At 32.2% G+C, this 24,121-nt stretch carries 22 protein-coding genes and 3 tRNA genes; 11 read left to right on the forward strand and 14 right to left on the reverse strand.

Annotated features, from left to right (window positions below):
• The first annotated feature begins 90 nt into the window (after positions 1 to 90).
• Positions 91 to 1,542, forward strand: coding sequence for a TonB-dependent receptor (locus tag VOI25_RS14635; protein WP_323789836.1), 1,452 nt, complete (start codon positions 91 to 93; stop codon positions 1,540 to 1,542).
• Positions 1,543 to 1,624: 82 nt separating this feature from the next.
• Here the strand turns inward: VOI25_RS14635 and bcp are convergent, their stop codons facing one another.
• The gene (bcp, locus tag VOI25_RS14640) at positions 1,625 to 2,083 is read right to left on the reverse strand and encodes a thioredoxin-dependent thiol peroxidase (protein ID WP_323789837.1); all 459 of its coding nucleotides are present in this window, start codon (positions 2,081 to 2,083) and stop codon (positions 1,625 to 1,627) included.
• Between the two features lie 35 nt (positions 2,084 to 2,118).
• Between bcp and VOI25_RS14645 the strand changes: the two genes are divergently transcribed.
• On the forward strand, positions 2,119 to 2,775 hold the full coding sequence (locus VOI25_RS14645) for an endonuclease III (RefSeq protein WP_323789838.1): 657 nt from the start codon (positions 2,119 to 2,121) through the stop codon (positions 2,773 to 2,775).
• Between the two features lie 86 nt (positions 2,776 to 2,861).
• Here VOI25_RS14645 and VOI25_RS14650 read toward each other — a convergent pair whose 3' ends face one another.
• The gene (locus VOI25_RS14650; RefSeq protein WP_323789839.1) at positions 2,862 to 3,017 is read right to left on the reverse strand and encodes a hypothetical protein; all 156 of its coding nucleotides are present in this window, start codon (positions 3,015 to 3,017) and stop codon (positions 2,862 to 2,864) included.
• A gap of 58 nt (positions 3,018 to 3,075) precedes the next feature.
• The gene (locus VOI25_RS14655; protein ID WP_323789840.1) at positions 3,076 to 3,660 is read right to left on the reverse strand and encodes an RNA polymerase sigma factor; all 585 of its coding nucleotides are present in this window, start codon (positions 3,658 to 3,660) and stop codon (positions 3,076 to 3,078) included.
• A 231-nt stretch (positions 3,661 to 3,891) separates the two neighbouring features.
• On the opposite strand from VOI25_RS14655, the gene uvrA reads away from it, so the two are divergent.
• Positions 3,892 to 6,678 carry an excinuclease ABC subunit UvrA gene (gene uvrA / locus VOI25_RS14660; protein ID WP_323789841.1) on the forward strand — a complete coding sequence of 929 codons (2,787 nt, stop codon included), beginning with the start codon at positions 3,892 to 3,894 and terminating at the stop codon, positions 6,676 to 6,678.
• Here uvrA and VOI25_RS14665 read toward each other — a convergent pair.
• Positions 6,675 to 7,772, reverse strand: coding sequence for a DUF3667 domain-containing protein (locus VOI25_RS14665; RefSeq protein WP_323789842.1), 1,098 nt, complete (start codon positions 7,770 to 7,772; stop codon positions 6,675 to 6,677). The two genes, uvrA and VOI25_RS14665, sit on opposite strands and share 4 nt — an antisense overlap.
• 219 nt (positions 7,773 to 7,991) lie before the next feature.
• Here VOI25_RS14665 and VOI25_RS14670 point away from each other — a divergent pair, with 219 nt between their 5' ends.
• A complete protein-coding gene (locus VOI25_RS14670) occupies positions 7,992 to 8,678 on the forward strand; it encodes a hypothetical protein (protein ID WP_323789843.1) in 687 nt (228 codons plus the stop codon).
• A gap of 102 nt (positions 8,679 to 8,780) precedes the next feature.
• Here the strand turns inward: VOI25_RS14670 and VOI25_RS14675 are convergent, their stop codons facing one another.
• Positions 8,781 to 9,368 carry an HD domain-containing protein gene (locus VOI25_RS14675; RefSeq protein WP_323789844.1) on the reverse strand — a complete coding sequence of 196 codons (588 nt, stop codon included), beginning with the start codon at positions 9,366 to 9,368 and terminating at the stop codon, positions 8,781 to 8,783.
• A complete protein-coding gene (locus VOI25_RS14680; RefSeq protein WP_323789845.1) occupies positions 9,368 to 10,258 on the reverse strand; it encodes a YitT family protein in 891 nt (296 codons plus the stop codon). The genes VOI25_RS14675 and VOI25_RS14680 overlap by 1 nt, the downstream gene beginning before the upstream one ends.
• 207 nt (positions 10,259 to 10,465) lie before the next feature.
• Between VOI25_RS14680 and VOI25_RS14685 the strand changes: the two genes are divergently transcribed.
• Positions 10,466 to 11,686, forward strand: coding sequence for a hypothetical protein (locus VOI25_RS14685; RefSeq protein WP_323789846.1), 1,221 nt, complete (start codon positions 10,466 to 10,468; stop codon positions 11,684 to 11,686).
• A 102-nt stretch (positions 11,687 to 11,788) separates the two neighbouring features.
• Here the strand turns inward: VOI25_RS14685 and VOI25_RS14690 are convergent, their stop codons facing one another.
• The 4 genes from VOI25_RS14690 to VOI25_RS14705 form a co-directional block, all read right to left on the reverse strand.
• Positions 11,789 to 13,249 carry a polysaccharide biosynthesis C-terminal domain-containing protein gene (locus VOI25_RS14690; protein ID WP_323789847.1) on the reverse strand — a complete coding sequence of 487 codons (1,461 nt, stop codon included), beginning with the start codon at positions 13,247 to 13,249 and terminating at the stop codon, positions 11,789 to 11,791.
• 26 nt (positions 13,250 to 13,275) lie between these two features.
• Positions 13,276 to 14,565, reverse strand: coding sequence for a glycosyltransferase family 4 protein (locus tag VOI25_RS14695; RefSeq protein ID WP_323789848.1), 1,290 nt, complete (start codon positions 14,563 to 14,565; stop codon positions 13,276 to 13,278).
• Positions 14,552 to 17,008, reverse strand: a complete 2,457-nt coding sequence (locus tag VOI25_RS14700; RefSeq protein WP_323789849.1) for a YfhO family protein — start codon at positions 17,006 to 17,008, stop codon at positions 14,552 to 14,554. The genes VOI25_RS14695 and VOI25_RS14700 overlap by 14 nt, the downstream gene beginning before the upstream one ends.
• 80 nt (positions 17,009 to 17,088) lie before the next feature.
• Positions 17,089 to 17,370, reverse strand: coding sequence for a DUF4834 family protein (locus VOI25_RS14705; protein WP_323789850.1), 282 nt, complete (start codon positions 17,368 to 17,370; stop codon positions 17,089 to 17,091).
• A 102-nt stretch (positions 17,371 to 17,472) separates the two neighbouring features.
• Here VOI25_RS14705 and VOI25_RS14710 point away from each other — a divergent pair, with 102 nt between their 5' ends.
• Genes VOI25_RS14710 through VOI25_RS14735 form a run of 6 tightly spaced genes read left to right on the forward strand, consistent with a single transcriptional unit; the run spans position 17,473 to position 23,110 of the window.
• Complete coding sequence (locus tag VOI25_RS14710) at positions 17,473 to 18,462, forward strand: transporter (RefSeq protein ID WP_323789851.1); 990 nt, start codon at positions 17,473 to 17,475, stop codon at positions 18,460 to 18,462.
• 12 nt (positions 18,463 to 18,474) lie between these two features.
• Positions 18,475 to 19,596 carry a GTP cyclohydrolase gene (locus VOI25_RS14715; RefSeq protein WP_323789852.1) on the forward strand — a complete coding sequence of 374 codons (1,122 nt, stop codon included), beginning with the start codon at positions 18,475 to 18,477 and terminating at the stop codon, positions 19,594 to 19,596.
• Between the two features lie 46 nt (positions 19,597 to 19,642).
• Positions 19,643 to 20,302, forward strand: a complete 660-nt coding sequence (locus tag VOI25_RS14720; protein WP_323789853.1) for a DUF4159 domain-containing protein — start codon at positions 19,643 to 19,645, stop codon at positions 20,300 to 20,302.
• Positions 20,303 to 20,310: 8 nt separating this feature from the next.
• Entirely contained in the window at positions 20,311 to 20,814 is a 504-nt protein-coding gene (locus tag VOI25_RS14725; protein ID WP_323789854.1) for a TrmH family RNA methyltransferase, read from the forward strand.
• Between the two features lie 20 nt (positions 20,815 to 20,834).
• Entirely contained in the window at positions 20,835 to 21,923 is a 1,089-nt protein-coding gene (locus tag VOI25_RS14730; protein ID WP_323789855.1) for an AI-2E family transporter, read from the forward strand.
• Between the two features lie 5 nt (positions 21,924 to 21,928).
• Positions 21,929 to 23,110, forward strand: a complete 1,182-nt coding sequence (locus VOI25_RS14735) for a class I SAM-dependent methyltransferase (protein WP_323789856.1) — start codon at positions 21,929 to 21,931, stop codon at positions 23,108 to 23,110.
• On the opposite strand, the gene VOI25_RS14740 is transcribed toward VOI25_RS14735, so the two are convergent.
• From VOI25_RS14740 to VOI25_RS14755, 4 genes are all read right to left on the reverse strand, one after another.
• Positions 23,097 to 23,522, reverse strand: a complete 426-nt coding sequence (locus VOI25_RS14740; protein WP_323789857.1) for a hypothetical protein — start codon at positions 23,520 to 23,522, stop codon at positions 23,097 to 23,099. The genes VOI25_RS14735 and VOI25_RS14740 overlap by 14 nt on opposite strands.
• 186 nt (positions 23,523 to 23,708) lie before the next feature.
• Positions 23,709 to 23,782 (reverse strand) — tRNA-Arg (locus tag VOI25_RS14745).
• Between the two features lie 54 nt (positions 23,783 to 23,836).
• A tRNA-Pro gene (locus tag VOI25_RS14750) sits at positions 23,837 to 23,911 on the reverse strand.
• Between the two features lie 37 nt (positions 23,912 to 23,948).
• Positions 23,949 to 24,037 (reverse strand) — tRNA-Ser (locus VOI25_RS14755).
• Between the last annotated feature and the right edge of the window lie 84 nt (positions 24,038 to 24,121).

Here is a 24,121-nt window from a genome sequence, read left to right on the forward strand (position 1 = left end):
TGTTAATTTAAAACAAAAATAAAACTATTTTTTTTAGTTATACCTCCTATTTTAATACCTTTGTGATGTTGACAAAACCCAGACTGAAACATGGAGATAACCTTAAAAGGAGATAGAGAGTTTGATGAGATTCCTTCGTTAAAAACAAAATGTTTACGAATTAATTTAAACGAAAACATTTACGGAACATTCGCCGAAATTGGAGCAGGACAAGAAACTGTTCGTCAGTTCTTTAGAGCTGGTGGTGCTTCTGGAACTATAGCAAAAGCAATGTCTGCTTATGACAAAGCCTTTAGTGATGCTATTTATGGCATAGAAGATGACAAACGGTACGTTACTGAAGCAAGACTTCGAAAGATGCTAGATCATGAAGTTAATTTAGTTGAAGAACGCATCAAAAGAGAAATTCATCCTAATAAAATGTTCTTTGCTTATGCCAATACAGTTGCAACCATTGATTTTGCAAAAAAATACAAAGGACATGGTTGGGTTGGTATTAAATATCAAGTTGATGCAAATGAAGACTATAACGAAATTGTATTGCATTTACGTTTTAAGGAAACTGATGCCAGATTACAACAAGAAACTCTAGGAATCTTAGGTACTAACCTAATTTATGGTGCCTTCTATAAATACAATGAACCAAAAAAATTACTGCGTTACCTATATGATCATTTAGACAAAGATCAAGTTGAAATTGATACTATTAATTTTGCTGGTCCTGTTTTCAAAGATGTTGATAATCGTTTAATGAGCTTACAACTGGTTAAAAACGGAATGACAGATGCTGTCATGTTTGCTCCTGATGGAAACAACGTACTTCCAGCAAAGGTGCTATACAAGAAAAACATTTTAACTTTGCGCGGAAGTTTTAGACCAGTAACAAAAGTTAATATGGACATGTATAAGAAATCTTATGACATGTTTATTAAGGAAAATAAAGTTGATGTAGCAAATACTCAAGTTATCTTTGAAATCACTTTATCAAACCTAAGAGCCGAAGGCGAAATTGATGAGCAAGATTTTATGGATAGAGCTAGATTGTTATGCTCACTTGGTCAAACAGTACTAATTTCTAATTTCCAAGAATATTATAAGCTTGTTGAATACTTCTCACAGTATACCAAAGCTAGAATGGGATTAGCAATGGGTGTCAACAATCTTGTTGATATTTTTGATGAGAAATATTACCGCCATTTAAGTGGAGGAATCCTAGAAGCTTTTGGAAAATTATTCTTCAAGGACTTAAGGGTTTATTTATATCCAATGCAAAATGATGATGGCACAATAACTACAAGTGAAAACTTAAAAGTACATCCTCGAATGAAAGAACTTTACAAGTTCTTTAAATACAACGGAAAAGTAGTTGATATCACTGATTTTGACGAAACAATATTAACCATATTCTCAAGAACTGTACTCAAAATGATTGCCGATGGTAATGATGAATGGCAAGCCTTACTTCCAGAAGGTGTTGGAAAATTAATAAAGGAAAAGAGCCTTTTTGGTTGCGAGACAGAACAAGTTCATTTAGGAGATTAAATTAAATTGAGACTTAAAAAAAAAGCCACATGTTACATGCGGCTTTTTTTTATTATTATTCTATGTTCTAAGAAGAATTATTCTACTTCTCTACTAAAATCTGTTCGGTATGGTTCTTAGTTTTTACCTTTAAAATTACATCTTCAATGATACCATTTTCATCAATTATAAAAGTTGTTCTATGTATACCATCATATTCCTTACCCATGAATTTTTTTGGTCCCCAAACTCCGAAAGCTTCTATTACAGCCTTATCTTCATCGGCTAAAAGAGGATATTTAAAACCATATTTAGTTTTGAAGTTAGATTGCCGTTTTGCACTATCTGCACTTACTCCTAATATATCATAGCCTTGTGCTTGAAAACGTTCATAATTGTCATTTAAATTGCATGCTTCCACAGTACAACCTGGAGTACTCGCTTTAGGATAAAAGAATACAACCAACTTTTTACCTTTATAATCTGCTAAAGAAATTGTATTTCCTTGTTCATCAAGTGCTGAAAAATTTGGAGCCTTATCTCCTGCTTTTAATTGTGTCATAATTACTAACTTTACTTTTTGTAAAAATACGACTAATGACCAAGCAAGAAAAGGTAGATTTTGTTATTAATACGTTAAAAGAATTATACCCAACAATTCCTGTTCCTTTAGAACATAAAGACCCTTACACCTTATTGATTGCAGTATTAATGTCTGCTCAAAGCACAGATGTTCGTGTCAATCAAATTACACCACTGTTGTTTGCAAAAGCAGATAATCCGTATGATATGATTAAGCTTTCTGTTGAAGAAATAAGAGAAATCATAAAACCTGTTGGCCTATCACCAATGAAAAGTAAGGGTATACATGGATTGTCTCATATTTTAATAGACAAACATAATGGAGAAGTTCCACAGACTTATGACGCATTAGAAGAATTACCAGCCGTTGGTCATAAAACTGCTGCAGTCGTTCTATCTCAAGCTTTTGGTATTCCTGCTTTTCCTGTAGATACACATATTCATAGATTGATGTATCGATGGAATTTTACTAATGGAAAGAATGTAGTTCAAACTGAAAAAGATGCTAAGCGATTATTCCCTAAAGAATTATGGAATGATTTACACCTACAAATAATTTGGTACGGACGACAATATTCTCCAGCGAGAGGATGGGATTTAGACAACGATATAATTACAAAAACTATCGGTAGAGCTTCTGTACTTAAAGAGTATTATTCAAAAAAGAAATAAAATCAGATGTGTGAAAATTCCTCATCTGACTTTACAAAAAAATAATAAAAAGTCCTGACGACTAACGAATCAGGACTTCTTAAAATTTAGTTTTGAAGTGCTTCAAACTTCAAATCATTATAATGTATAACACTTAAAGCCTTAGAATAATTTAAAAGAAAATTAATAGTTTCTTTTTTTGGGTTAAGATTTTCGTCTTTTTTGGGACATTTTGAAAGATTTTCAGAGTAAAGTTTTGCCATTTTACGTTTTTTAGGTTTGTTATATTTCAATAAACGTAAGAAAACAATACTTATTGTATCAATTTGTTAAAATGATATTATTTTTATCTATGACCTTCCTTAAATTAATGAGTGCATAACGCATTCTTCCCAACGCAGTATTGATACTTACACCTGTTCTCTCAGAAATTTCCTTAAAACTCATGTCTTTATACATACGCATCACCAATACCTCTTTTTGGTCTTCTGGAAGTTCTTCAATAATGCGTCGTAAGTCACATTCTACCTGGTCTTTAATAAGTTGCTTTTCTGCATTTAAAGCATTGTCACCTAGAACAGAAAAAATACTAAACTCACCAGAATTATCAAATTTTGGCATTCTGTTATTCTTCCTAAAATGATCTATCACAAGGTTATGGGAAATACGCATAACCCAAGGTAAAAATTTACCTTCTTCGTTATACTTTCCAAGTTTTAAATTCTTGATTACTTTAATAAAAGCATCTTGAAAAATATCTTCAGTAATATCTCTATCAAATACTTTTGAATAAATAAAACTGTAAATTCTTTGTTTGTGTCTGTGAATTAGTACTGATAGAGCACTTTCGTCTCCATCCATGTAGTTTCTAACCAAAACAGCGTCCGTGATAAGTTCGTGTCTCATAATTATTACTTTAAGGCAAAGAATTAAATCTAAGCTTGGGGTTAAACTTTATAAAGTAATATTATGAAATAGGCTTCTCTGTTTTAATGTGTTATGAAATCAAATATAACAACAATCATTCCGAAATTCCAAAAAAAAGTGTGAAACTTTAACATTTTAATCTGCATTAATCCATTTTATTTGATGAAATACTTATAGTATCTTTGCACATCTTAATTTGTTCAAACTCCTATGATTCCTAACATTTTAGACGTTAATCCCAAAGAAAACATCATCATTAAAGGTGCCAAATTGCACAATCTAAAAAATATTGATGTTGTTATTCCAAGACATAAACTGGTTGTAATTACCGGTTTATCAGGTTCTGGAAAGTCTAGTTTAGCATTCGACACCTTATATGCAGAAGGACAAAGACGTTATGTGGAAAGCCTTTCTAGCTATGCTAGACAGTTTTTAGGACGACTGAACAAACCAAAAGTAGATTTTATAAAAGGTATTGCTCCTGCAATTGCCATTGAACAAAAAGTAAACTCTACTAATCCAAGATCGACAGTTGGTACGTCTACCGAAATTTATGATTATCTAAAACTATTATTTGCAAGAATTGGTAAAACGTATTCTCCGGTTTCTGGAAATCTAGTAAAGAAACATCGGACTAAAGATGTCCTAGATTTAGTCAAATCATTTGATGAACGTGAAAAACTACTGCTCCTCTCACCTATTATTCTAGAGGAAGGCAGAAGCATGGAAGATAAACTCAATGTATTAAAACAGCAAGGTTATGCTAGAGTTCAGCATAAAGAAAATGTGTTAAGAATTGATGAAGCAGTTGACAATAAATTAAAAAAAGACATCTGTCTTGTCGTTGACCGAATCGTAGTTAAACATGAAGATGATTTTTATAACCGATTAGCTGATGCCATTGAAACTGCTTTCTTTGAAGGCAAAGGCACTTGCATTATTGAATCACTTTCAGACAAAAAAAGGGTTGAATTCAACAACAAATTTGAATTAGATGGTATGTCATTTCTTGAACCAAATGTACATTTATTTAGTTTCAATAATCCTTATGGCGCTTGTCCAAAATGTGAAGGTTATGGCGATGTCATTGGTATTGATGAAGATTTAGTCATTCCAAATACGGGCTTATCTGTTTATGACAATGCTATTTTTCCTTGGAGAGGTGAAAGCATGAGTTATTATAGAGATCAATTGGTTAATAACTCACATAAATTTGATTTCCCAATACACAAGTCTTTTTTCGAATTAACTGCTGACCAAAAGCAACTCGTTTGGGATGGAAATCAACACTTTGAAGGCTTAAACTCATTCTTTACTGAATTAGAATCCAAAGCCTATAAGATTCAAAATCGTGTAATGTTATCACGTTATAGAGGTAAAACTAAATGTAATACTTGTCATGGTAAACGACTTCGACCTGAAGCTAATTTTGTCAAAATTGCCAATGTTACCATAACAGATTTAGTTGAAATGCCACTCGATAAATTAATCAATTTCTTTAAACAGCTTGAATTAAACGATCATGATACTACAATTGCAAATCGCTTATTAAAAGAAATAACAAATAGACTTTCGTTTCTTTCAAATGTAGGTTTAGATTATCTTACATTAAATAGAAAATCAAACACCTTATCTGGTGGTGAAAGTCAGCGTATTAATTTAGCAACATCACTAGGCAGCAGCTTAGTAGGCTCTATGTATATTTTAGATGAACCTAGTATAGGACTACATCCAAAAGACACACAAAAACTAATTAAAGTATTAAAGGCATTACGTGATTTAGGAAATACTGTCATCGTAGTCGAACATGATGAAGACATCATGCAAGCTGCAGATGAAATTATAGATATTGGTCCTGAAGCTGGTACATTTGGTGGAGAAGTTGTAGCTACAGGAACCTATAAAGATATTTTAGCTTCAGAATCTCTAACTGCCAAATATCTCAACGGTCAATTAGAAATTGAGGTTCCAAAACAACGAAGAACATCAAAATACCATGTTGATATTTCAGGTGCTAGAGAAAACAATCTTCAGAATATTGATGTCACTTTTCCATTAGAAATGTTAACTGTAATTACTGGTGTTTCTGGCAGTGGAAAGAGCACATTGGTTAAGAAAATACTATTTCCAGCATTACAAAAGAAGCTTACTGATTTTGGCGATAAACCTGGTCAGTTTACAGCTCTAAAAGGAAATTTCAGCACTATCAAGCAAATTGAATTCGTAGATCAAAATCCTATTGGAAGATCATCACGTTCAAATCCTGTGACCTACATTAAAGCTTATGACGATATCAGAGCTTTATATGCTAGTCAGAAACTTAGCAAAATTAGAAATTATCAAGCAAAGCATTTTAGTTTTAATGTTGATGGCGGACGATGTGAAACATGTAAAGGCGAAGGTCAAGTGACCATAGAAATGCAGTTCATGGCAGATGTGCATCTCACATGTGAAACTTGTAATGGCAAACGTTTTAAAAAGGAAGTTTTAGAAGTTAATTTTAACGGTAAATCAATAGATGATATTTTAAACCTTACCATTGACGATGCAATATTGTTTTTTACTGAAAATAATCAAACAAAAATTCAAGGCAAATTACAACCTTTGCAAGATGTTGGTTTAGGCTATGTTACTTTAGGTCAGAGTTCGTCTACGCTTTCTGGTGGTGAAGCCCAACGCATTAAGCTAGCGTCTTTCTTAGGTAAAGGTTCTAAGAGTGACAATGCATTATTCATATTTGATGAGCCAACGACAGGATTACATTTTCACGATATAAAAAAATTACTAAAATCGTTTCAAGCTTTAATCGGAAAGGGACATTCTATAATTGTGGTTGAGCACAATATTGATCTAATTAAATGTGCAGATTATATAATTGATTTAGGTCCTGAAGGTGGTGAACGTGGCGGACAACTAATTGCTCAAGGAACACCTGAAGACATCGTAAAAAACAAAAACTCCATTACTGGTGAATTTCTTAAAGAAAAACTTAATTAGGACGTAAAAAATGAGAATGCCAGCAGTATTCCAAATGTTGTAGGAATTACAAATAACAAAAACACAAACGTAATTAACCCACTTTTTACCCAGGTCAAAAACCAATGCTGTTTATAAAAGCGAATTAACGCGATTAAAAAATAGAAATAGGTCGAAAACGCAACCAACCAATCTATCCAATCTGGTATATCATATACAAATCTGTTTACAGCAAAAAGAATACTAAATACTGTAAATAAGAATGAAAAATAATAAAAACTAAAGACTAAATGATAAACATATTTGCCTTTATTATAATAGAAAATCTTCAATATTAAAGCAAAAAATGGTAGCAAGAAAAACATAGAAATTGGAATACTATCAAAAAACGCTTGAACCATTGATCCAGCACCTTGTCCTTTGGCTAAACTTAACATTCTTGAATAAAGACGTTTCTCCAGAAAGCCTGGATCGTCAGACATACCCATCTCTTTATAAATAATTTCATTATCAGCACCAGCAGCAACTAATGAATCGACTTTTTCCTTATCAAAATCCCAAGAATTATTAATATTTCTTGAATTAGAATTTTCTAATTTTATTAATGAATCGGCAAGCTTTAAATCGGCATCTTTTATACCTAGTAACTTTTGGTTGTCCTTAATTGGCTGCATTATTTGCTGAATCTGAACGGAATCTAATTCAGGCTTTATAGTATCTTTTGCTTTGCTTGAAAACTCAGATGTAGCTACTTTCTCATTTAATTTATTGGCCTCCTGAACCAATTCTCTTGTACTAAACGATATGACAAAAAAGAAAATCACCGAAATAAACAAGTACATTTGAGCTGGATGCAAATATAATAGTCGTTTACCTTGCAAAAACTTTTTAGCTAAATATCCTGGTTTAAACATTAATGGTGCGAAACTCTTCAAAAAACGAGCATCAAATGAAAAGTAGTTGCTAATCGTATTGTAAAACAAGACACTTATCGTCAATTCATCGTTAGTTTTTTGTCCACAATTAGGGCAAAATTCAAATCCTTCTTCTAAAATAGAATCACAGTTTTGACAATTTAAAGGTTCATTTGAAGTGGTTAATGATTGTTCAGACATAACGACTAAAAGTTAGTGTTATAAATGTAATAAAAATTAGGTGGTTTAGGACGAGTTTGTATTTGGAACTTTAATCAACAACAAATTACTTGCATAAACAAATGACAGTCAATTGATTACATTTTTGGCACGCATATTGGAATAATTCAACCAACAAGTACAAGCTCTACAGTTTTCAAACGAGTTGGAAACGAAGGCTAAATCTAAAAACCTATAATTATGAAAAAGCAATTACTTTTTATTGCAGCGATGTTAATCGGATTGACATCAGCAACAGCTACAACATCAGGACATGGTGTTTCAAATGGGGAAGATTTAAATACTGCTCGCTATCGTTTTGCCGAACCTATTGTGTTCATTGAACGAGGTGTGGAATTTTTAATATTTCCAGATGGAAGTTTCGATTTCAATACTGAAATTGTAACTACCACACCAAACGTATATTACAGAACAAATACACGAAGAAGCTCAGTTAATACAACTTATGGCGCTCCAGGAACGGTAAACAGAGTGCATTATTCTAATCCAAGACCTAGAGGAGTGATAATAACACATGATGCTAATGGTCTAGTGCGTAGAATTGGAAATGTCTTCATAAACTATGACAGAGAAGGAAGAATTAAACGTGCAGGCTCTGTTTATATGAACTACCAAAGAGGTAATGGATTACTAAGACAAGTTGGTGGATTACGTGTTGATTATAATCATTGGGGAGAAATCGTGCATATTTCTGGAATTGTAAATCAATATAATCAAGATTTCAACTGTGGTGTTGGGTCTGGACATGGAGGAAATAACTTTATAGGAATAAATGATTTAGATCATTATGATGAAGATTATTACTATTACAGAAAAAATGGAAAAGTTAAAAAAAAGAAAAAGAATAAAAAATTCAAAAGATCATAGCTCATCCCTATATTACTAACATGTAGCTATTCAATCCCAAAGTGCTTCCCCAAGCCTTTGGGATTTTTTAAGGGCATTTTGCAAATCTTTAGTTTGCCTTGATTAGTTTAAACTCCTTTTTTTAAGTCGCTTAATGTTGTTTTGCTTTCTAAACGTTTTATACTGTCTACAAAATCTAGTATGATATTTATGACTTTTCATAAATTCAAGTTGAATAGTATTCCATTCTGCAATCGTAAGTTTTGGATTATAATACTTCAATTCATCATACAACTTATTAGCTACTATATTAAAATGTGCCGTCGCTAAATATTCTAAATCAGCATCTGCAATAATTTGTTCTAAAAGAGTTTTAGGCTGTTGAGGGATTTTTGTTGCCATAATCATTCCGCAAATAATGTCTATGTCTTCCAAAGAAAACTGGTGCTTTTTTAATTGCTTTCGTGCAATCTTGCAACCTTCTTTTTCGTGTTCAATATGAGACACCGTAAATCCAATATCGTGATATAAAGCAGCAATTTTAATGAGTTGTAAATCGTGGCCATTGACATTTTCCTTTTTGGCAATATGAATTGCTCTATCTAAGACATATAAAGTGTGTGCCGTATTATGATAGGATAAATGCTCAGGAAGATTTTCATTTAAAAAACGAGTAACTTCTTTTAATATGATCTCAAACGATGTCCTCACTAATGTCCTGAATGTCTACTAATGATACCTCCTTTAACTTCATTTATATTCTGAACAAACATAAATGCCTGTGGATCAGCTTTAGTTATAGCTTGTTTCATTTTATGTACCTCTAATCTTGTAACAACTGTTGAAACAATATCACAATCATGTTTTACATTATAACTTCCAGGTAAATTACCGCGTTCACCTTTATAAACTGTGATTGGCTTATTGAACGTGTTTACTATTATATCTTTTATTAATTCATCATTAGGCGAAATTATTGTCAAACTGATTAGCCTTTCAAATCCATCAACTACATAATTTGAGACTTTTAAAGCCGTAAAAAAGGTTAAAATGGAATACATCGCTTTTTCTAAACCTAGAAAAATGGCAATCACTAAAAAAATTGTAGTATTAATAGCCATTATAATTTCAGTAGTAGATAAACCAAACTTTTTGTTTGTGTATTCGGCAATAACTTCTAATCCATCAATTACACCTCCTCCTCTAATTACAAAACCGATTCCTAAACCGACAAAGACACCGCCAAAAGCTGCAACTAAAAAATGATCTTTTGTTATTTCAGGAACTGGTAAAACATTTAAAGCAATTCCCAACAGAATAAGAGACAGTAAAGCGTGGAATGCAAAATTCTTACCTATTTTTTTGTAACCTACAAATACAAAAGGAATATTAAGTAATAGCAAGGGAATCCATACATCTATATGATAAAATTCATGAATTAAAATAGAAATACCTAGAAGACCACCATCTAAAAAGTGATTAGGAATCATAAAACCTTTAATCGCAATTGTTGCCGCAACGACTCCAATAATTTTTAAGAGTAGTGATTTTAATGAAAATATATCACCAAATTTTAAAGTTTCAGATGGATTATAACTCATTCTCGATTTTTTTATAAATAAATTTAGTAATGCTCGCACTAAAATATGATTTTTAAAATAAGTCGTATCATCTATAACCAAATCATTCCATCAAAACCAATACTATTTATATTAAAACCCTAAAAATCAGATAAATACGTGAATATGTAATTTTTTGGCACACAAATTGTTTACTTAAAAGTGTAACAATAAAAACCCTTTACAATTATGAAAAAATTAGTTTTACTTATGACTGTTTTGTTCCTTGGAGGAACATCAGTTTTCGCAACCAACAACACATCCTACAACTCTGTTAGAGGTTATGGCAATTCTTTCATTTTTGTTGAGAATGGTATTGAGTTTTCCATCTTTCCTGATGGTCAGTTTGATTTTTACATCCCAGATTATGGACCAGACGTTAGTGTCGGTGTTAGTGCTCCTGGAGTTTCTATTAGTTTTAACTCTGGTTATGATTATAATCCTTATGTTCAGTATGACGATTTTGGAGCTATTTTGCAAATAGAAAACACTCCAATTTATTATGATTATTATGGTCGAGTTACTCAGGTTGGGAATGTAAACATTAATTATAATAGTTGGGGACGTTTAGCACGTGTAGGCGGTTTATTTGTACATTATAATAGTTATAGAAACTTTACACATTGTTCAGGGTTTATAAATATCTACAATAGAGCTTATGTGTTTAGACCATGGCACAGTTATTATGTTATTCCACCAGTAAATTATTGTGTGGTATATACAAGACCATACAGACAATATTATACGCCTATAAGACATACTTATTATAGACCTTACAGAGATAATTACAGACAACCTGTAAGAATTAATAGTCGTCGCAATACAGTTGCTTCAACTACAAGAAGAGGAAATAGTATAAATACGAGATATCGTCAAGAAGCTACAGTTAGAGGAACTGATAGAAGTGTTAGAAGCAATTCTACAAGAACAAATAACAGAGGATTGACTAGCACTAACAATACGACAACAAGACATAACACTCGATCGCTTTCAAGCAATAATGGAACACGAAGTACTGATAACAGAAGCTTATCTAATACGACAAGAAGAGATAATCGTGATACTAGAAAAGCTCCTAATAATTCAAATACGAGGAGTAATACAATTAGGAATTCATCTAACTCGACCAGAGGATCGAATGATAGAAGTACAACAAATACGAGACAAAATGTGACCAGAAACAATACTTCTGTGTCTAATAATAAAACAAACACTAGAACGGTTAAAAAAAATACGACTGTTAGAAAACCAAAGTCATCTAATACTCGTATATCTAGTAACAAGCGAAGTACAAGAACACCAAAAGCTACTCAGCAAACAAGAAGCAGAAGTAATTCTAAAGCTAGAAAAGCAAGTTCAAGAACAACGCAAAACCGTTCAGGTTCAAATACAAAAAAAAGAACAAGATAAGTTCAAAAATATAAACTTTTTGGTTGGTTAGTTGGAAGATCCCTTAAGAGAATGCGTAATGCACCTTATGGGATTTTCCCGTTTATAGCATCTCGTAACATGTTATTTTTTCAATCTTAAATATTTATTTAACATTTCAGAGATATCTTCAGAGACGTTAAGTTTATAAATTACAAGGCCATACACTATTCCTATTACTATGGATTTCAATAAAATATTTAGATAGGCATTAAATGGAAATTCCCAGAAATAGAAAGCTAATACACAAAGAACAAGTAAAACTGAAATCTTAAAAGTTTGAAGCGTAAAGGGCACTACATTAAATTTCATTTTTACAAATATTACTTTAATGGTATTATAAACAACAACTGCGATTAACGTCGCTATAGCCGAACCATTAATACCATAAAGAGGAATTAAAATCATATTGAGTACTACAGCACTAATAGCTAGAATAACTCCAAACACAAGGACCATTCTATAATAATCACTATTAAACAAAATAGCATTGTTATTTCCTAAGAGGTTATCATATAGTTTGGCAATACTAATTAAAAAAACAACAGTAATGCCGCCAGAAAATTCTTCCGGAATTATAGTATAGAGCTCATTAATATTCAAAACAATCAGTAAGAAAATAAAACCACTAATTATATATAAGGTTAGTGAGCTACGTTCATATAAATCATTGAGTTCTTTCTTGTTATTATCATTAATGAATTTAGCTGTAAGTGGCATCATAATCTGATGCATAGCACGTTGAGGAACAGCAATAACTGTAGCAATAAAGACAGCAACACTGTAGTAAGCAACTTTTTCAATTTCGATATAATTGTTAAGCATGAATTTATCAATATCTAAAATCATAGTTGCAATTGAACCAGCTATTATTATAAGGCTTGAATACTTTATAATTGAGCTTAATTTATCAATTTTATAAAAGCGAAATACAGGTAGTCTAATATAAAAGGCATTAATTAACATGGCAATCATTCTTAGAACATAAACACCGACTAAACCGATTAAAAATTGCTCAACGGTTATCCATTCAAAATACAAAGTAAATAACAAAATCATCACACCTACTCTATGAAATACTTCTTTCATGAAGTTCCCAAAAACAGTTTTCATTTGCACTTTTACCCAAGCAAAAAAGACTTCAAAATAAGCCATTGCTAATGCAGTAACAAAGATGTACCAAAGATAATCTTCAACAATATTATTTTTTTGAGATAACCAGCTTGCAATAGAATCATAACTCAAATATCCAATAAGTCCAATAGGAATCGTAAATACTAAAGGCAAAAACAACATCAAAGTCATAAAGCTATTAAGTGAATTCTTGCTTTTGAACGTTGAATAAAACTTAATCATCGTATTATGAACACCAAAAGCCATTAAAGGCATCATAATATTTGCAGTAGATAAGATATAAGCAACCAAACCATAGTAGGTGTCGCTCATGAATTCGGTGTACAGAAATAACGTATTAATGGCACCAAGTCCGAAACCAAGGTATGTGGTTATGGTGTTTTTAAAAGACTGGTTAATGACGATTCCCATAAATTTAAAATTCTAAAATTTTAAAGCTACTCCTTTAGTAATTCTGCAAGCGATTTAGTTAACGCTTTTCTACTATATTGTTGCAATCCAATGGCGTTTACTGTTAATGAATTGGTTTTATAAGCCTCAAAGTACGATAAAATCTGAGATTTAATTGCTTGCTTTTGTTCATAGTAAAAATACTGACCAGTATTCGTCAACTTTAAAATAGTTTCGACATCTGAATCTTCCGGACCAACAGCAAGTATAGGTGTTTCTGAAACCATATACTCAAATAATTTACCAGGAATTATCGCTTTAGTATCGTTGGAATCGATCTCAATCAACAACAAAACTCTAGAACTCATTTGTGCTTTTAAGGCTTCTCTATGCGATACATAACCTAAAGTTTTAACATGGTTTTCTAAACCAAACTGTTGAAGTGTAAGCAAAACATCGTCACTTACAACTCCAATCAAATACAATTGGAAGGCTTCAGAAAAAGAATGGTTTTCCTTTACCAATTCGCTTAAAGCTTCCCACAATTGCTTCGGATTACGTTCAGACAGCAATGAACCAATATGTGCTATTGTAAATTTTGAATCCTTAACTGGTCGATCAATATGATGTGCATCATATCCATTTGTAATCACAGTTATTGGTTGTTTCGTTTTTGAAGAAAACTCCTTTTTAGTATTAGCACTAGTGACTACAATGTGATTTGCTGATTGGAGCACTTGAGATTCCAGCTTTTTATGTTTTTCTGCGGAAGACGTGGTTAATTTTAACTGCTTGTGATAACCAATGGTCGTCCATGGATCTCTAAAATCTGCAAACCACTTCACCTCATGCTTTCGCTTTAATTGCAGTCCAATTAGGTGCAAACTATGTGGTGGACCAGTTGTAATTATCGTCTTGATGCTATGTTTTACAATATAGTCCGAAAGAAATGACACTGAAGGCTTTATCCAGTTTTTTCTAGCATCTGGAATAAAGAAATTACCACGTATGTACAACATTAACTTCTGAATGAGGCTTTGTTTTTTCTGTTTCGGAATAACACCTGAACTTATTTGCTTAGAGCTCTTTTTAGATAAAAGATTTGCAAAACGGTAAGGTTCTTTTATGGGTTGTTTTAGAATTGTAATCTCATCTGAAATCTCTCCTGATAAACTTTCATCTGTAATTGGGTAACTAGGATTCTCAGGACAATACACAATTGGTTCGACACCAAATTCTGGAAGATACTTCACAAATTTTAACCATCGTTGAACTCCTGGACCTCCAGCTGGTGGCCAATAGTATGTGATGATGAGTGCTTTTTTATGCACCTTCATTGGTTTTCTTTTTAAACGCTACAAATAATCCACCAAGCACTAGTAATCCAAAAAGTATTGAGCTAGCCAAGGCAATAGTACTTCCTGTTTTAACAACTTGAGGTTCAAACTTAAATTCAATCGAATGTTCTCCTGAAGGAACTTCCATTCCTCTTAAAACATAATTTACACGTTGATGCGGTACTTCATTCCCGTCTAAATAGGCTTGCCAACCTTGACTGTAATACATTTCAGAAAATACAGCAAAACCTTCGTTATTATTAGTTGACCTATATTTCAAATAATTTGGTTTATGATCTAAAAGCTTAATGCTAGCCAAAGAGTCAACAACAAACCGTTTCGATTTCAATACTTCTGACGTAGTAATAGCTTTAATACTGGTGTTTAAACTATCTAACTCTCGAATTTCTTCATTTGCCGTATTTAACTTTACTAAATTGCTTACAAACCAAGCATTACCATTGGCATCTTCATTTGTATATGGGAATACTTGACCTTCTTCTTCAGCGATAATATATTTAGTATTGAGCATATTCAACACATTCATATTATTTCTTGAAATATGAAAATCATACAATTCATCAAATCGTTTCAGTTTTGCCGCATGATAACCACTTAATGAATTATGAAAATAAGCTGCTCTTGCAGGAGCTCTGCTGCCTTCCGTTGATAAATCTAAAACTCTAAAATGACCTTTGTCTTGAAGAATTTCTTTATCTGCTAAATTAGGCTGATAAGGTTTAGTCACTTTAATAGCAGATACAAAATTATCGCTATTGACATAACGTCTGTCCACACCTACCAAATCGAATAAAATCAATACAGCAAATACAACGACTACCAGAGTTTCAGAAAGTTTTTTCTTTAAAAACATGAAAATTGTTCCAGCTGATAGTAAGACTAAAATGAGTGTACGCAACGTATCTTGAGTAAAAAAGGATTTTCGGTCCTCACGTAAAGCATCAACAAATGCTTCACCAAATTGTCCGTATGCTTGACGATAATAACCATCATTAGAACCCACAAAGTCTAAGCCTATAAAATCAAGTGAAGATTTAAATAATAAGAATATTAAAGTAATTCCTCCTGCAATGATTGCTGAATATTTTAATGCAGCCATTTTATCTTCATCCTTTTCATATTGATTAAACAATCTTGATAATCCGAAAATAGCTAAGACTGGAATACATAATTCTAAAATAACTTGAATGGAGCTCACTGCTCTAAATTTGTTGTATAGTGGTACATAATCAATAAAGAAATCAGTTATAAATCCAAATGGCCAACTATCTCCATAGGACAAAATCAAGGACAATAAACTACCACCTACTAACCACCATTTCAATCTGCCTTTTACTAAGAATAAGGCAAAAACAAATAGAAATAACACAACAGCTCCAACATAAGCTGGTGCCTCAACTATGGTTTGATCTCCCCAATATGTTGGTGTATTTTTAACTTCATTTAACGCTTCAATCGGACTTGCACCAATATTGGTATAAAATTTATAGGATTCAGAATCTTTACCTACATCTTCTCCACTTCCTCCACCTAAAAATCTAGGAATGTACAAATTAAACGTCTCTAAAATTCCGTAACTATATTCGGTTATATAATCTTTACTTAAACCAGAAGTGACTTCTCTCGGAGAACCATCGGGATTAATTGTTAATTCACTTTTACCTCGTGTACTTTCTTTTACATATTCCTGCGTAGCCATTACATTCGTTGCATTTAAAGCCACAGAAAGAATTGCAGCTACAACTAAAATACCTACAGTCTTAAAAAAGTGTGGCAATAACTGTTTTTTATAAGCATCAATAAGATATGCGATTCCTAAAACGAATACCAACAACATTAAATAATAAGTCATTTGAAAATGGTTCGCACAGATTTCAAGAGCCAAAGCAACTGTCGTTAGTAAGAAGCCAAAAATGTACTTTTTTCGAAACGTAAGTATAATTCCACTAAGGACTAGAGGCATATAAGCAATGGCATGTGCTTTACTATTATGACCGACGCCAAGTATGATAATCAGATAGGTAGAAAACCCAAAAGCTAAAGCACCGAGAGCTGCTAATTTATATTCAACTTTCAATACAAGTAACAATACATAAAATCCTAAAAAATAGACAAATAGATAATCAGCTGGTCTAGGTAGAAACCGTAATACTAAGTCTAATTCTTTAATATAATTATGAGGATACTTTGCACCTAATTGATAGGTTGGCATTCCTCCAAAAGCACTATTGGTCCAAAAGGTTTCTTGACCTGTTTGAGCACTAAAATCTTTTTGTTGTTGTGCCATACCAATATAGTGCATGATATCACTTTGAAAGATTTGTTTGCCTTGTAGAACTGGGCTAAAATATGCAAGAGAAATAACCACAAAACCAATTATTACTAGAAGATGTGGAATGAATTTTTTAAAAGATAATGGCATGGAATTATTTTAAAAAATGAGTTTTAAAAGTAGCTATTTTTTTAATAAACAAAAAGAGTCTCCCTTACATGAGGACAAGTTTACTCAATTTCTTCGTAATCTACGTACTCTCCAACGCTTTTATCTGAAGACTTCTGTTGCTGTGGTACTTTATCTATAACTGTCTCACCTTCCTTTTGTTTAGGATTTTGATGCTGTTGCTGTTGTTGAAATTGTCCTCCAAATTTTTGTTGCATCTTTTTTGACATATAACGCAAAAGATATGGAGCGAAAAGACGTGATAAAATCTTTATTCCATAATATACCAAAAGAATAATTAAAATCGTTCTAAAAAAACCCACGAATGATGCTGTCTGTAACATAAATAGATATTTGCACAAAAATACAATTATAAGCATTTAAAAACAGTTATAAATACTTAAAAAAAATATAAAATCTCTATATTTGAATTAAATCAAAAGCCTATGAATTACATCAAAGCATCCTTTACAATTCTCCTTATTTTTGTTACCCAATTCATTTTTGCTCAATATACAGAAGTCATAAACTCTAATAGACCTGGAGTATCTAGAAGTGCGTTCTCTGTAGGAACAAATGTTGCTCAGTTAGAAGTTGGACCATACATGGTAAAAGAAGAACACTCATCATTAAAATATGAAGTATCTGGCTTTGGAGTTGATTTTGCAGCGCGTTATGGTTTGCTTTTCGAGGAATTAGAACTAAATATTGAAGGGATTTACCAAAATGACACAAAAACAGATAATAGAGGGTTTTTAGCTTTTGATGAAAAACGCTCTAATTTTAAAAATTTCACGATTGGAGCCAAATATTTAGTTTACGATCCTTATAAAAATTCGGAAGAAGAAGACAAACCAAACTTATATAGCTACCATGCAAATAGAACGTTTAAATGGAAGTCTTTAATTCCTGCTGTAGCTGTATATGCTGGAGCAAACTTTGACACGAAAAATAATTCGTATTTACCTTCAGGTATAGAAGGTTTTAGTCCGAAAATAATGATCGCTACTCAGAACAACTTTTCTGGTGGATGGGTTTTTATTATGAATTTAGTAAAAGACAGAATTGGCACAGATTTCTCTGAATTTCAATACATTCTAACCCTTACACATTCTTTCAATCCGCAATGGGTGATATTTGCTGAAACTCAAGGTATAAAAAGTGACTTTTATGCCGACAATTTATTCCGTTTTGGAGGTGCTTACTTGTGGAGTAAAAACTTTCAGCTAGATACAGCTGTAACGTTAAACACAAAGGACACACCTTCTGTATTTGGCGCTAATTTAGGCGTGTCTTACCGTCTTGATTTTCATAAAGACAAAGAAATTGATAATGGAAATTCTAAAAAAGATGCTGATAAGAGAAAACCGAAAAAGAAAAAGAACAAAAAGAAGAAAAAGGATGATGTTGATTTTGATGATGACGGAAGCCTTTAAGCTAAAATGTATATGATTACAGTTAAAGAAATCTATTCTAAAAAAGACTTAAAGAAATTTGTTACGTTTCCTTTTGGACTTTATAAAAACTCAAAATCTTGGGTACCTCCTATTATAAGTCAAGAATTACAAACTTTTGACAAAAAAAAGAATCCAATTTTTAAAGATGCTGAAGCTCGTTTTTTTCTAGCATTTAAGGATAATGTTTTAGTTGGTCGTGTAGCTGCAATCATAAACTGGCTTGAAGTTGATGGTCAAAATCAGAAAAAAATGCGTTTTGGCTGGTTTGATTTCATTGATGATTTAGAGGTATCAAAAGCGCTGTTAGACCAAGTTGAAAGTATTGGTAAGTCAAATAAATTGGAGTATACTGAAGGCCCTGTTGGATTTTCAAACCTAGATAAGGTTGGAGTTGTAACCGAAGGTTATGAAACCATTGCACCAATGGTTACCTGGTACAACCATCCCTATTATGTTAGGCATTTCGAAGCTTTGGGATATAAAGCTGAAAAAACATATATAGAAAGCAAATTTCCATTCAAAAACGTAAAACCAGAATTTTTCGTTAAAGCTCAAGAGTTAATTAAACGTCGCTACAATTTAAAAGCATTAAAATTCACTAAAACTGAAGATGTAATGCCTTATGCAGATAAAATGTTTGATTTATTCAATGAAAGTTATGCTTCGCTTTCTTCTTTTGTGAAGATTACAGATATTCAAAAAGAATATTTTAAAAAGAAATTTATAAGCTTCATAAACCCAGAATACATCAAATTTGTTGTCGATAAAAATGATGATCTTATTGGATTTGCCATTGTAATGCCAGCATTTTCAAAAGCACTTCAAAAAGCAAATGGAAAATTATTCCCTTTTGGTTTTAGACACATTTTAAATGCCAAAAAAAATAGCAAGGATGCCATTTTTTACCTCATTGGAATTCATCCTGAATATCAAAACAAAGGTGTACATGCCGTCATTTTTAATGAATATTATGAAATTTTCCAACAAAAAGGAATTCAAACCTGCTATAGAACACCTGAATTAGAAGATAATGAAGCGATTCAAAAAATCTGGAAGCATTTCGACCCAGTTGTATTCAGACGTAGAAAAACATTCAGAAAAAACCTTAATTAAAGTTAAAAGAACGTATTGCTAATACGTTATTTTATATTTTTGAAATATGTCAAAACTTTGTAAAACGTTATGTCTTTCGTTAATCCTTATAGGATGCCTTAGCTTGAGCTCTAAGGCTCAAGATTTAGCTATAGTTAAATATAAAGGTGGTGGTGATTGGTATAGTAATCCTACAGCATTGCCTAATTTAATTACATACTGTAATGATAACATTAATACCAAAATAAACCCAAAACCAGAAACTGTTGATGTTGGAAGTATTGATATTTTTCAATATCCTATGTTACATATGACTGGCCACGGAAATGTTTTTTTTAGTGATGAAGATGCAGAAAATCTTCGCAGTTACTTAATCTCTGGCGGCTTTCTTCACATTGACGACAACTATGGAATGGAACCTTATATCAAAAAAGAATTAAAGAAGGTTTTTCCAAACCAAGAATTAATTGAAATTCCTGCAAATCACGGCATTTTTAATTCCGCTTACCCTTTTCCTGATGGATTGCCTAAAATTCATGAACACGATGGCAAACGGCCTCAAGCGTTTGGTTTATTTCACGAAAACAGATTAGTGCTTTTATTTACTTTTGAAAGTGATTTAGGCGATGGCTGGGAAGATCCCGAAGTGCATAACGATCCACCGAGTGTAAGAGAAAAAGCATTGAAAATGGGAGCTAATATTGTGAAATATGCTTTTGAGAATTAAGGGTATTCATGAAACAACTCGACCACTACTCTACATCTTTTACCAAACGTACATTCCCAATTACTTTAGTTTGTGAAAATGTCACTAATGCTCCAAACCTAGGAAGTTTGTTTAGAACGGCAGATGCTTTTGGTGTGGAAAAAATAGTGTTTTGTGGTGAACATATTCCACTCGGACGGAAAATGACCAAAACATCTCGAGCAACAGAAAAATTTGTCGACTTCGAAATTTCTGACAATGCACTTGAAGTCACAACCCAACTTAAAGCAAAAGGTTATCAAATTGTGTCACTAGAAATAACAGACTCTAGCGCAGCTTTGCATGACTTTAAGTTTTCCAATAAACAACCTATTGCTTTGATTATTGGTGATGAAAATTATGGTGTTTCAAAAACTCTATTAAAACTGTCAGATGACATTATTCATATAGAAATGTTTGGTCAAAACAGCAGTATGAATGTGGTTCAGGCAACTTCAGTAGCTTTATACGAAATTACAAAGCAATTCTTGTAACAGTTTTATATCTTTAGATCATGAATTCAAAAATTATTGCAAACGGAATATTAAGAGCATTTGCTATTGTAATAGGTGCTTGTTTACTCCTATTCTTTTTATATAAAATTCAATCTGTCATTGTATATATTGCAATTGCTGCTGTTATCTCACTAGTTGGCAGGCCAATTGTATTGTTTTTAAGACGTAAGCTTAAATTCAATAATACAATCGCAGTCATTGTTACCATGGTATTGTTTATTGGCTTACTACTCGGACTCATAAGAATGTTTATTCCTTTAGTCGTTGAACAAGGTCAAAATTTATCGCTCTTAGATATTAATGAATTACAATCAAATGCAGAAAATTTATATTCTGAAATCACGACCTATTTTGATTTAAGCAAAGTTGATGTTGAGCAGTCTATAAAAGACTCCGGAATGCTTTCGAAACTAGATTATTCTATAATTCCGAATTTTTTAAATTCGTTTATTGGCGGATTAGGTAGCTCACTTATTGGATTGTTTTCGGTATTATTCATATCATTTTTCTTTTTAAAGGATAGTCGACTTTTTGAAAATGGAATCATCACTTTTATTCCGGAATCAAAAGAATCGCGTTGGAAAAATTCTTCAGAAAAAATCAAAGATTTACTTTCTAGATATTTTGTTGGTCTGATTTTTCAAATTCTTATTCTCTTTGTTATTTATACAATCGTGTTGCTAATCTTCGGAATTGACAATGCCATAGTTATAGCCTTTTTATGTGCATTGCTTAATCTAATTCCGTATGTTGGACCCTTAGTTAGTGGTATACTAATGATTGTATTAACCATGTCTAGTAACTTAGGTGAAAACTTTAGTGAAGTCATTCTTCCTAAAACGACCTATGTCATGATAGGCTTTATAGTAGCTCAATTGGTAGATAATTTTTTCAGTCAACCTTTTATTTTTTCAAAAAGTGTTAAGTCACATCCTCTTGAAATATTTTTAGTTATTATAATCGCTGGATTGTTATTCGGAATTGTAGGAATGATAGTTGCAGTGCCAACGTATACAGCCATAAAAGTAATTTTAAAAGAGTTTCTTTCAGAAAACAAAGTGGTTAAAAAACTCACAAAAGACCTTTAATTCAATTGAATCAGAACATTCTACATAGTGAGGTTCAAGCTTACATCAATTCCAATATTAATGAAGACGTCACAAAACTGCTTTTAAAAGGAATCTCTTTTCAGAATGTAAGCACGAAGGAAATTGTAGAGCAAATTGAAGCCAAACTAAAAAGCAAAAACAAGTTACCAACTTGGTTTCAAACGGAAGGCATCTATTTTCCAAACAAACTTAATATTGAGCAGACATCATCAGAGACTACAGCAAAATACAAATCTGAATTGATTTCTGGTAAGCGAATTATTGATATAACAGGAGGATTTGGCGTTGACTGCCACTATTTCTCGAAACAGTTTTCAAGTGTAATTCATTGTGAAATAAACAAAGTGCTTTCTGAAATTGTGTCTTATAATTCCAACCTGTTACAAACAAATAATATAAAATTTGTTACAACTGATGGTTTAGGTTATTTAAAAACTAATGATGAGATTTTTGATTGGATATATATTGATCCATCTAGGAGGCATGATCAAAAAGGAAAAGTTTTTTTTCTAGAAGATTGCTTACCTAATGTTCCGGCAAACCTAGATCTGCTTTTTTCTAAATCTGATCAGCTAATGATTAAAACATCACCTCTATTAGATTTGTCAGTTGGGCTTAAAGAATTAAAAAATGTAGTCTCTATTCACATTGTTTCAGTAAAAAATGAAGTCAAAGAATTGCTTTGGATTCTAAAAAAGGGATACTCAAATAATATCAATGTTTACACAGTTGATATCACAAATGATAACTTAGTACAATTCAATTTCGAATTAAATGAAAAACAAAATGCTAGTCCAACTTACAGCACACCACTTTCGTTTTTGTACGAACCTAATGTGGCGATTTATAAATCTGGTGCATTCAAACTTATCTCATCTAAAATAAATGTTCATAAATTACATAGCAACAGCCACCTTTACACTTCAGAAGAACTCGTAACATTTCCAGGAAGGCGATTCAAGATTAATAAGGTTTTACCGTACAATAAACAACAACTTAAAAAAGAGCAGTTAAGTAAAGCCAATATCACGACTAGAAACTTTCCAGAACCGGTTCAAACTATTCGAAAAAAACTGGGAATAAAAGAAGGAGGACATATTTACCTTTTCTTTACTACCAATATTTTGGACGAAAAAATTGTCTTATTGTGTTCTAAAGTTGCGTAGGCACATCAGTATCTAACTGATTATTCTCGTTTATTTCAACTTCATAAACCATACAGTTTCCCATATCAATTTTCACTTCTTTAGCAGTAGATGAAGTACTAACCACAAATGTAGTTATGCCATCAGGAAATGTTAAAGTAGTAGAAGTATCTCCAGCCGGAACGCCATAAGCATGGGTCATTAAAAGTCCGAATTGATCAAAAACTTCAAAATCTACAGCAACTAAACTATTATTAGTTAAAATGGCCTGTGGATCTTGACTTGTACAGTTCACTTCTGGAATTTCAACGTCTGATATATCTTCTTGAGAAGTTAAGAGTTCATCTTGAATTGGTTCTGCAGGTTCAACAGAACAATTATAGCATGTAAATACAACAACTGCGCAAGCAATTGCTTTAAGTAGGTTTTTCATTGGTTTGGGGTTTAATGAAAATTATAAGACAAATGTAGGATAAATAAATTCAATAACAAACAAAAACATCGCTAAAATGTTTTATTTATTCGACAAAATGCATTATTTTAAATAAATATCGGACTAAACGCATTAATATATCGACTAAAAACAAAAAAGACTTAACATTTCTGCTAAGTCTTTTTGTGAGCCCGACAGGATTCGAACCTGTGACCGCCTCCTTAGAAGGGAGGTGCTCTATCCAGCTGAGCTACGAGCCCGTAACTCTAATAATTCAAAATACTAAATGATCTTGAATACTATAATTTAATTTGTCGGAGTGGCAGGATTCGAACCTGCGACCTCCGCGTCCCAAACGCGGCGCGATAACCGGGCTACGCTACACTCCGAAGGTTATCTAATTAATAAAATTTCAAATGAAATTTGCGGAGAGACAGGGATTCGAACCCTGGGTACCTATTTCTAGGTACGACGATTTAGCAAACCGCTCCTTTCGGCCACTCAGGCACCTCTCCTTTTGTATATGAACTTTGCAATAAATTGCGGATGCAAATGTAACTTATCATTACAAAGAACGCAACTATTTTTTTAAATTTTTT

Origin of the sequence: Psychroserpens sp., assembly GCF_034670085.1 — a bacterium.
Taxonomy (GTDB): Bacteria; Bacteroidota; Bacteroidia; order Flavobacteriales; family Flavobacteriaceae; genus Psychroserpens.